Source organism: Micromonospora sediminimaris, assembly GCF_016863575.1.
Classification (GTDB): Bacteria; Actinomycetota; Actinomycetes; order Mycobacteriales; family Micromonosporaceae; genus Micromonospora; species Micromonospora sediminimaris.
Genome location: NZ_BOPD01000019.1, coordinates 143014 through 153464, shown reverse-complemented (window position 1 = coordinate 153464; position 10451 = coordinate 143014). Strand labels below are relative to the sequence as shown.

7 protein-coding genes are annotated in these 10451 nt (G+C 71.8%); 3 read left to right on the top strand and 4 right to left on the bottom strand.

The annotated features are described in order from the left end of the window. Window positions 1–431 precede the first annotated feature (431 nt). A complete protein-coding gene (locus tag Vse01_RS16875; RefSeq protein WP_093410099.1) occupies window positions 432–2246 on the bottom strand; it encodes a VanW family protein in 1815 nt (604 codons plus the stop codon). Between the two features lie 179 nt (window positions 2247–2425). Next, window positions 2426–3685 (bottom strand): polysaccharide biosynthesis protein, encoded by a 1260-nt coding sequence (locus Vse01_RS16870; RefSeq protein WP_093410097.1) that lies wholly within the window; start codon window positions 3683–3685, stop codon window positions 2426–2428. Between the two features lie 171 nt (window positions 3686–3856). On the opposite strand from Vse01_RS16870, the gene Vse01_RS16865 reads away from it, so the two are divergent. Next, window positions 3857–4612, top strand: coding sequence for an FkbM family methyltransferase (locus tag Vse01_RS16865; protein ID WP_198413258.1), 756 nt, complete (start codon window positions 3857–3859; stop codon window positions 4610–4612). A 94-nt stretch (window positions 4613–4706) separates the two neighbouring features. Here the strand turns inward: Vse01_RS16865 and Vse01_RS16860 are convergent, their stop codons facing one another. Then, a complete protein-coding gene (locus tag Vse01_RS16860) occupies window positions 4707–7166 on the bottom strand; it encodes a hypothetical protein (RefSeq protein ID WP_198413257.1) in 2460 nt (819 codons plus the stop codon). Window positions 7167–7314: 148 nt separating this feature from the next. On the opposite strand from Vse01_RS16860, the gene Vse01_RS16855 reads away from it, so the two are divergent. Both Vse01_RS16855 and Vse01_RS16850 read left to right on the top strand, forming a co-directional pair. Next, on the top strand, window positions 7315–9033 hold the full coding sequence (locus Vse01_RS16855; protein ID WP_139233240.1) for an MmpA family trehalose lipid delivery protein: 1719 nt from the start codon (window positions 7315–7317) through the stop codon (window positions 9031–9033). Next, complete coding sequence (locus Vse01_RS16850) at window positions 9030–9191, top strand: hypothetical protein (RefSeq protein ID WP_013736401.1); 162 nt, start codon at window positions 9030–9032, stop codon at window positions 9189–9191. Before Vse01_RS16855 ends, Vse01_RS16850 begins: the two co-directional genes overlap by 4 nt. A 64-nt stretch (window positions 9192–9255) precedes the next feature. Here Vse01_RS16850 and Vse01_RS16845 read toward each other — a convergent pair whose 3' ends face one another. Then, on the bottom strand, window positions 9256–10416 hold the full coding sequence (locus Vse01_RS16845) for a glycosyltransferase family 4 protein (protein ID WP_093410094.1): 1161 nt from the start codon (window positions 10414–10416) through the stop codon (window positions 9256–9258). Window positions 10417–10451: the final 35 nt, after the last annotated feature.

Sequence of the window (10451 nt, the reverse complement as noted above, 5' to 3'; positions counted from 1 at the left end):
AAAAGGGGTGGCCCTGAAATCGTTTCTGGGCACCGAAACCGCCCCGGCCCCTGGGATCGACGTCCCGCATCGTCCACTCGATGACGCCCCCGAATCGCGGCATGCAGGGCTTTCTGCGGCGGTGACAGCCCCGACTTTCGGTATGCCGCGGTCTCCTGGGCGGGGGATCACCTGGGATGCGGCATCCCGGGGAACGCCACGGGCGGGGACCCGTGAGGGTCGGGGAACGGTCGGGGAACGGCCGGGACCTGGGCTTGGCGCGGGCCCTTGATGTTCTGCCACAGGGCCTGAACGTGGCGGCAGCGGGCGCCGCATGAACCCTGGACTGGGCGAGCCGGGCAACAGGACGGCGGGCTGCGGGGGTACCTGAGGAAACGGCCCCGCCGGCGCGAGGCCGGCGGGGCCGTGACGGAGCTGGTGCCCGGTGGACGTCAGGTGGGTTCCTTGGCGCAGATGAAGCGCGGCTCGGCGCTGTAGGTCCAGCTGAACTTCTCCCGCTTGACGACCTTGCCGTCCTTTTTGATGACCCGGAACGCGTCCTGCGTGAAGCCCTGGCTGCCGCTGGCGGGAATGCAGGTCGGCCCGGGCTCCAGGTAGACGGTCTTCGGCGAGGTGATGTTGCGCCGGGGACCGTAGTCGGTCTTCACGCTGTCCCAGATCTTCGTGCTCCAGATCGACACGGTCACCGAACTGCCGGTGTAGGAGGTGTCGATCAGGACGCCGTAGTCGGTGTTGTTGCGGAACTTGAAGTCGAGGTTGGGCCAGAAGATGGTCGACTCGATGACCGCCGGGTAGCGGCTGAAGTAGTACGAGTGTGGCTTGTGCTCGACGTCCTCCAGGCCGGCGTAGTACGTGGCGTTGAAGAGAGTCGTGGTGAACTGTGAGGTGCCACCGCCGACCCCCGGCACCAGCTTGCCGTCGAGGATCACCGGCGCGTCACGGTAGCCCTGTGCGTAGCCGCGCTCGCCGGTGTGACCGTTCAGCGAGAACGTCTCGCCCGGTAGAACCACAGTGCCCTTCACGTCGTTGGCGATCGTCACGATGTTCTGGCTGCGTGGCGAGGAGAGCCCGCCGGTGAAGTTGGTGGTGAAGGAGGACACCTTCTCCTTGATCCCCAGGCTGCGCAGTTTCGCCGCGGTGAGCTTCGGCTCGACCGGCTTGAGGTCGGCGGAGACCGTACGACCCTCGCCGCGAGGGAGTACGGCGAGCAGGTCGGGGCCGAGATCGCCGGTGTCGACCTGCTTGCCGGCCCGCCCGTCGACCACCTTCGGCTTGCCGCCGGAAATGGTCATCGTGGCGTCCTTCGGGGCCACCTCGACGCTGTCGAGCTTGCTTCCGAGCGCGGCCTTCAGCTTCTTGACGTCCACGCTGGGCGTGAGCTTGCCGGTCTTGTCGGCCTTGAAACGGAGGCCCTTCGCGATGGCTTCCGGCGGGATGGTGACCGAACCACGCTCGGTGGTCAGCTTGACCGGTGCCGCCACCGCCGGCTCGGCCAACTCGGCGACCAGCCGGTCCACCTCCTCGGCGGTGGTGGCCGGGTGGTTCTCGACCAGTGGAACAGTCACCGGTTGCCCGCTCAACCAGCCCTGCTTGACGGCCTCGGCGGAGTGCTCCGGGTCGATGGTGAGGGCGGGTTTCGGGTAGCGCACTTTCGGCTTGGTGCCGGAGAAGGTGATCGCTGGCATGGTCATCTTCCGGCCCTGGTCGCCCACGAGCTTCGTCAGGGCGGTCTCCAGCTTCGGCACGTCGACCGAGACAACCGGCTCGACCTCCCGCGACCCGACCAGGCGGTCCACCGCGTGGGCGTTCGTCGCGGCGGCGGCGGCCACGGTGGCGTCCACGTCGACGGTTAGCCCCACCTCGGCGGGGTTGATCTCGGCTGTCCGCTCGCCGACGCGTACCTGGATGGGGGCCTGAAGTTCGGCGGCCCGGCGGTCCAGTTGCGCCCGCAACTCCCGCGCGGCCTCCGTCCGGCTGCGCCCACCGAGCTCGGTGCCGAGCACGCTGGTGCCGCGTGGCACGTCGCCCGCGTACGCCCAGACGGCCACCGCGCCCACCGAGCCGAGCACGGCGGTGGCCACGCCGGCGGCGAGTAGCAGCCGGAACCGGCTGGACCGGGGGCGGTCACCGCCCGGCGGGACGGGTGCCGGGCGCGCCGGCTCCTCGATCGGCCAGTTGACCGCAGTCACCTGCACCGTGGGCCGGTCGTCGGCCGGCGGGGGACGTTCTTCGCCGTACAGCGTCACAACTACCTCTTAGCGACATACCGCATGCGGAGCCGGGGTTCCTTCTCCGGAAGAGAACCACGGTAGCCAACCAGACCACCGTCGGGGAGCCCGAGTGGGCACGGATCCCCAGTCGTGCCCGTTCGGCGTGGCGAGCATGCCGAATTATCACTCATGGTGACGGTCGGATCTCCCGCGTGTCAGCGCCGACCGCGCCCGAAGACCAGCCAGGCCATCACCACGGCAGCCAGGGTGGCGACGGCCAGCGAGCAGGTCAGCACTCCCGTCACGGTGCGTGGCGCGATCAGCGCGGCTGCCGCCGTCAACCCTGCCGTCGCCAGCCACAGCGGCGCGGCGGGCCAGCGGGCGGCGGTCGCCACCCGATCGTTCACCAGCATGAACACCACGGCGTAGAGCGCTCCGACGGCCGCGAACATCGGCGCCGTCCCGGCCAGGTGCAGGTAGTCGGCGCCGCCGACGAGCCGGAAGGCCAACTCACCGGCGACCGCCGAACTGACCACCAGGACCGCCCCGCACGTCAGGATCAGCGCCAGTGCCACCAGCCGGGCCCGGCGATCACCCTGGGCCAACCGGGGCAGCACCAGCAGCGTGACGACCTGTGGCGCCCAGAGGGCACCCTTGGTGAGGACCGCGCCGACGGCGTACGCGCCGGAAGCGGCCGCCGGTAGGAGTTGGCGGGCCAGGATCAGGTCCGCGTACGAGATGGTGAGCATCGCCAGCGTCGCTCCGCCCGCCGTCATCACCTGCCGTGCCCCCAGCCGCCGCACAGCAGGGCTCGGATCCGGGGATGTCCCGGTCGCGTCGACGTCACCGGGGCCGGACGTGGCCGGGTCGACTGGTCGTGGGTACTCGGGTGAACTGGCGAGACGGGCCACCAGCGGCAGCGCGAACAGGCCGGTCAGGGTGGTCAGGAACAGGCACATCTCCGGTCCCCGACCGAGCAGCAGCCCGGCGACCAGTCCCCCGTAGCGGCCGACGGCCACCGCGACCATCGCCGCGGCGAGCCGCAGGAAACGCTGCTGCCCCTGGAGTTCTCCGAGCCACCGGCCGCTGAGCACGGTGGCGAACGTGGTGGTCGCGAGCAGCAACGTGAGTGCCAGCGGCAGCCGCAGGGCGATGGTCAAGATCGGTGCCGCGGCCACTGTCACCCCAGCCGTGAGGGCTGCGGTTCGCAACCCGAGAGGGCCGGTGTCACCAGCACCCCTCCGCGCCCGGTGGGCGGCGACCGCGATCTGCAGACCGAAGCCGGGTACCGCCGCGATCGCGGCCAGCGCGAGCACCGTCGCCAGCGCGCCCAGGTCGGCGGGAGTGAGCCGGCGCGCACCGAGCATCGGAACGACGTACGCCAGCGCATTTGTCACCACGGTCGCTACGGTGACCGCGGCACCCGCCGCGCCGAGTCGCACCCGTGCGACGTCCCTGCTCGTGGTCTGGGCCATGCCACTCCGCGTCGTGTCGATCGTCCGCGCGGACGACCCGGCGTCTTCGGGCCGCGACCCGGTCGGGACGGCGGCCCGACCGGAAGACGGTATCGGCAGCTCGACGGTTCCGACAGCCCCGCACCGGTGGCCCCTGCCCAGCAGGCCCGGAAACGTCTAGTGTGCTGCCCCATGGCGTCGACGAAGCTGGCCCCCGCCGCGACCTCCGGACTGGCGGCGCTCCTACCTGCCCGACTGCTGGCGGGAGCGATCCGCCGCGCGTACCCACGGGTGGAGCCGGAACTTGCCCGGCTCACCGATTTCGTTCCGGCCGGGGGCACCGCCGTCGACGTGGGCGCCTGGTACGGGCCGTGGACGGCCCGACTGCTCCGCCGGGCCGACCGGGTGGTTGCGGTGGAGCCGACCACGGCGCTGGCCGGGCAGCTCCGAGTGGCCTTCCCGCAGGTCGAGGTGGTCGAGGCAGCCGTCTCCGACCACGAGGGCACGGCCACCCTCTACCTGCCGGAGGGTGGGGCGATCGTCGGCACCTCCTCGCTGGAGGACGCGGCCCAGGGCCCTGCGGTCTCCGTCCGAAGGATCACGCTGGACTCGCTGGACCTGATCGACGTGCGTTTCATCAAGCTCGACATCGAGGGTCACGAACTACCCGCCCTGCGTGGTGCGGAGCGGACCGTCCGGCGGGACCGGCCGGTGCTGCTGATCGAGGTCGAGGAGCGGATCCAGCCGGTGGAGCCGCTGCTGGACCTGCTGACCGGCTGGGGCTATCGCGGGTACGTGCTGCCGGATCGGACGTGGGTGCCGTTGGCCGACTTCGACCTCGGTGGGCATCAGCGCGCGGCGATCGCCCGGGTGGGTCAGGGCTTCGCGCGCCGGGTCGTGTGGCCCCGCCCCCGGTACGTCAACTCGGTGCTGTTCCGGCCCGAGTGACCGAACTGTTGGGGCCCGGGTGACCGAGCTGTTCGGGCCCGGGTGACCGGCGGGCGGCGGGCCGCGGCTCGCCCCGCCGCCGACCGGCTTGGGCCTACTCGGGCTTGGGCGCCGGGTTGCCGATCGCGATCTCGTTGGTGCAGAGCGACACGTCGCTACCGGCCACCGTCAGTTCGACCGCGTCCCCGCCACCGACGATGCGGAAGAAGCGCTGGTTGAGGCCCTTCTTGACGGGGAACTCGGCGGTTCCGGTGCCGAACCGCAGGGTGGCTGTGCCGTCCGCCGAGCTGAGGTAGCCGATACGGGCCACCCAGTGCCAGTCGTCCCGGGGCTCGTTGAGTGGCATCCGTACCGTCTGCCCGCTGGCGACCAGGTAGCCGCAGCCTTCCTGCGGCCCCGGCTGGATCGTGCTACCGACGATCGTGGCCACCTGGATCCGGCCGAGGGCGTCCAAGACCGAGACGTGGTCGGCCTCGTCCACGTACGTGGGACGGGTGCCGAAGGCACGGAAGAATCGTGACTGCAGGTTGTACGGCCAGGACAGGCTCGGTACGACGTTGTCCGGGACCGGAGCGTCGAAGAACACCGTGTCGGGCGGCGCGCTGGCCATCTCGATCCGAACGGTGTCGATGTACGACCGGCTCGACTTGACTGCCCACTCGTCGCTGTACCGGGACGTGGTCCACACCGTGCCCAGGCAGACGGCGACGAGCAGCAGGGCGAGCATCACGTTCACCGCCTCCCGGTAGCGCTCGGGCAGTGGGCCGAGCAGCCCGGGAGGAGGAGGCCCGAGCGGGTCGGACGGGGCGGCGGCCGGCGGTCGCCGGTCCGGCCCGGTCGGTCGATCGTCGGCGTCGCGTGGCGGTGGGTCGGCGGTCGAGGCGTCACCGGCATCCGGGGAGCTGCTGGGGTGCGGCTCGACGACCGGGTCAGGGGCGCGGACGGCACCGGCCTCGGCGTCCGGCACCGAGTCGGCGACGGATGCCGTCGGCGGGGCCACGTCCGGCGCGGTCGTCGATGCAGGATCCGGCTCGGGGTCGACGGGGGCTTCGGCGTGGATGACGCCGAGCCGGGCCACCACCCGCGCAGGCCGACCGGTCCGGACCGCCTCGGCCAGCACCGGCGCGGTCGGGTCTTCCGGTGGTGCGGTCGGACCTTCGGGCGGTGCGGTCGGGCCTGCCGGGGGTGCTGTGGCGCTCGGCGCGGCCACGGTCTGCGGGACGCCGCTGTCCGGGGCCCGGCCGTCTCTCGGCTCCGGGAGGGCCATGGGCGTCGTTCGAGGCGTGTCGCCGGTGGGTGGCTCGGTCGCGCTGGCAAAGCGGGACGGCCGGGCCAGCCCCACCACGGCGACGCCGAGACAGATGGCGGCCACCACGACGACGTCACTTACGTAACGGGGGACGCCGCCGGCGACCCCACTGAAGGTCGAACCGAGTCGGGTTGCGGCAAGCATCGCGGCCACCAGCACCAGGTACGACCCGAGTAGGAGCCAGGCGCGTCCGGCGCGACGGCGACGGCGGACGGTCGCCACGACCAGGGCCACGAAGATCGTCCAGGCCACCCAGGTGCCGAGTTCCGGTGGCGCCGCGACCGGGGCGCCGTCGCCTGCGCCCAGCCACTGCCATGGTCCGCCCACCAGTCCCGGTACCACGGTGGACCCGAGCATCTGGGTGAGGAAGGAGAACACCTCACCGGTCGATGCCGGCCGGCGCAGGGAAGACTCCGAGTTGCTCAGGTAGGCGGCGAGGAAGCCGAGCGACAGGACGGTCAGCAGCAACCAGGACGGCCACCAGCGGCGGATGGTGGTCCAGATGGTGCGGAAGAAGCCGCCTTCGGCGTAGAGGGCAGCGGTGAGCAGGAAGACGAGCGCCACGACCAGAATCGCCTTCTCGAAGAAGATGAGGCCGAGCAGTACGGAGAGGGCCAGTGTGACCAGGTGCCGTTTGCGTCGGGTCTGCACATAACTGACCTGCGCGCCCACCGCGAGCACCATGGCGATCTGCATCGGCAGCATGTTGACCCCGACCGCCCACCAGGACGTGGCTTCCAGGGTCAGCGGGCTGAACATCAGCGCGCCGAGTGGCAGGAGCAGCAGCCAGGACGGTTGCAGCAGTCGACGCAGCAGCCGGAAGAAGGTGATGCCGAGGATCGCCTGGCCGATCGCCATCAGCAGCACGTACGGCCAGTAGGCCATGCCGACGTGTTCGGTGATCAGCCAGGTGAGCAGCCGACCGCCGGGCATGAGGTGGTTGTTGTAGAGGGCGAGCAGGTGCTCGACGGTCAGGTTCGACTCGGCCGCCTGCGTGATCATCACGTAGTCGTCGGCCGCCAGGAAGCCGCCGGAGGCTACCTGGGCACGCCACAGCACGCTGAGCGCGACGATGGCGAGCGCCGCCGTCCGGATCCGGTCCGTACCCAGCCGACCGGTGCGAGCGGACGCGGAGGCAGCGTCCGCAGCCATCGACGTACCCTCACCAACCCGGCCCGGACGCAGCACGTCCGGCCCACCGGTCCGGTCGACCGTGCGGGAAGGTGGAGAAGGGTTCGCTGCCATGGCGGGAAGACTGCCACACCTGCCGTCGCCCATCCCATCAGGTCAACGGATGGTTCGGTGGTGACGGGGGAGGGGCGCCGCGGGCCGCGTACAGTGGCCGCCACCAGCGCGGTCGGTCGCCGCGCACCGGCAGTGGTGAGGTCGACGGATGCGGGAACGGCTGGTGCCGCACGCGGTGGCCGCCGCCGTGACGGCGGTGGTGCTCGCGCCGCTGGCCCTGCCCGGGTATGTGCTGCGCTACGACATGGTCTTCGTGCCCCGGCCGGCGTTGAGCTGGGAGGTGATCGCCCCGGCCACGGCCCTGCCCCGGGCCGTTCCGCAGGACGCGGTGGTGGCGCTGGCCTCGCAGTTGCTCCCGGGGTGGCTGCTGCAACGACTGGTGCTGGTGGCGATTCTCTACCTGGCCGCGCTGGGCGCCGCGCGGCTGGTGCCGACGGAGCGGGTCGGGGTGCGGGTGGTGGCCGCCCTCGGGTACGCGTGGACGCCGTATCTGGCAGAGCGTTTGCTGATCGGGCAGTGGGGGCTGCTTGTCGCGTACGCCGCGTTGCCCTGGCTGGTGCGGGCCGCGATCGAGGTGCGTGACGCCGAGCGGGGTGCGCTGCGTCGGCTGTTGCTGGCGGTGGCGGCGTCCGCGATCACCCCGACCGGCGGTCTGCTCGCCCTGCTCGTGGTCAGCGTGCTGCTGGTCGGGAAGTACCCGGGGGCGGCCCGAACGGCGCTGACCGGCGTGGGTACGACGCTGCTGTTGAACGCGCCGTGGCTGGTGGCCGGGTTCGTCAGCTCGGGTGCCGGCCGGTCCGACCCGGCCGGTGTGGCGATCTTCGCCGCCCGAGCGGAGAACTGGGCGGGGCCGCTGGTGGCGTTGGCCGGCACCGGTGGCATCTGGAACGGACAGGCCACCCCGGCCTCCCGCAGCGGATGGTTGGTGCCACTGGCGACGCTGCTGGTGCTGGCGGTCGCCGGGTACGGCGTGCCGGTGCTGTGGCGTCGCTGGTCGCGGCCGGTCATCGGTCGGCTCGGGTTGTTGGCGGGCGCCGCGTGGCTGGGTGCCGCGCTCGGCGCGCTGCCCGGCGGGGCCGGTCTGCTGGGCTGGTTGGTCACCGCCGTGCCCGGTGCCGGGTTGCTCCGCGACGGGCAGAAACTGTTGGTGCCGTACGTGTTGCTGCTGGCGGTCACCGGGGCGCTCGGCGCGGAGCGGCTGGCCGGCCGCCTCGCGGCCCGGTTCGACCTGGCCACCGGGCGGGTGCTGCTGGCCGGCGCGGCGTTGCTGCCGTTGGCGGTGATGCCCGACCTCGCCGTCGGCGGCGCGGGACGCCTGCGGCCGGTGGCATGGCCGGCGGACTGGGACACGGTGGCGCGGCTCGTCGACGAGCGGCCCGGCGAGGTGGTGTCGCTGCCGTTCCAGGAGTATCAGAGCTACGCCTGGAACGGTGGCCGGGTGGTGATCGATCCGGCGCCCCGGTACCTCGGCGTGCCGGTCCTGATCGACGACACGCTGCGCGTGGATGGCACCGCCGTCGCCGGGGAGGATCCCCGCGCCGCTCGGCTGCGCGAACTGCTCGCGGCCGGCGAGCCGGTGGCGGCGGCCGGTCCACGCTGGGTGCTGGTGCAGCGCGCCGCCGGCCCGACACCGGACCCGGCGACACTGGCCGGACTGCGGCCGGTGTACGCCGGCGCCGAGCTGGCGTTGTACGAGAATCCGGCGTGGCGTCCGGCAGCGCGGCCGAGCCACCCCGGTCCGGTGGGCCTGGCGCACCTGTTGGCCGGAACGGTGGTGCTGGTCCTCGTTTTTTCGGGCACTGCGCAATGGTGCTACCGCGTGGTAGCGTCCCGGCACGCGAGTCCCGCGGAAGGAGAAGGTGGATGAGGAACCTGCCCGCGTTCGTCGCCGTCGGGGTACTCGGGGTCGTGCTCGGCATGCTCGGCAGCGTCGGTCTGGCGAACGTGCTCAGCCCGTCCGCCAAGGAGGCTGCCAACTCCAAGGTGAGTGAGCAGACCGAGGCCCCGCTGTACGGCACGCGCTGACCTCGAACGGCGGAAAGGCGCCCGCAGCAGGCGGGCGCCTTTCGTCGTGTCCAGGACCGGCCGGTCAGCCGGTGCGAAGAGTTGCCGCCGCGACCAGCTGCGCGAACCGGGCACCGGTCGCTGTCCAGGTGTAGCGGGCGGCATGGGACAGGGCCGCCTCGCCCATCGCCTTGCGCCGGACATCGTCGGCGAGCAGTTCCCGAACGGCCGCCGTGAACTCCTGTTCGTCGTCGACGAGCAGGCCGGTCTCCGTGTCGACCATCGCCTCGGCGACCCCGCCCGCGTACCTGAAGGCCACGGTGGGAGTGCTGCGTGCGGCGGCCTCCACGATGGTCAGACCCCAGCCCTCCTTGAGTGACGGGGTGAGCGCGAGCCAGGCCGAGCAGAGCAGGGCGTGCTTCTCTTCCTCGCTGACGAAGCCGGTGAACCGTACCCGGTCGCTGATCCCGAGGGCGGCGCATCGCTCGCGCAGCGGCTCCTCCCACCACCCCTGCCCGGCTACCACCAGCTCCAACTCGGGTAGCTCCGCAGCCAGCTCGGCGACGGCACGCAGGGCGATCTCGACCCGTTTGTGCGGAACGAGGCGGCCGAGCACCAGCAGCGACGGGTTGCGGGTGCGGGGCAGGGACGGGCCGGTAACCGGAGGGGTTCCGTTGGGTACCACGTCGATCCGTTCGGCGTCGACGCCGAGGGCCGCCAGCTCAGCGCGGGTCGCCTCGGAGACCGTGACGTAGCGGCACCGCCGGTAGAGCCGTACCGCGAGCCAGGATTCGATCCACCAGCCGAGCCGGCACATCCACGGCCCGAAGACCACCGGCCACTGCTCCCGGTGGACGTGGTGGACCAGCGCGATGACCGGCCGCCCAGCGTAGAGCGGGGCGAAGAACGGCACACCGTTGCAGACGTCGACGATCAGGTCCGGTCGGCCGAGACCGCGCCGGCTCAGCGGGCCCAGGCCGAACCGGCCGGCGAGGCAGACCAGCGCCGCCCGGAGGTACACGGTCATCCGCGAGCCGCGGCGCAGCACGCGTACGCCGGATTCGGTGGTCCCGGCCGGCCCGGCGTTGCCGTGGGCGGCACAGAGCAGAGTCACCCGGTGACCGAAGGTGACCAGTTCGGCGGCGATCCGCTCGATGTAGACCTCCGAGCCGCCGCCCTCGGGATTGGTGGTGTCTCGCCAGTTGAGGAACAGGACGTGGCGGGAGGGGGTGTCGGTGTTGTCCACGCTGCTCCTACTGGTGAGTAAGTGAGCACGATCGC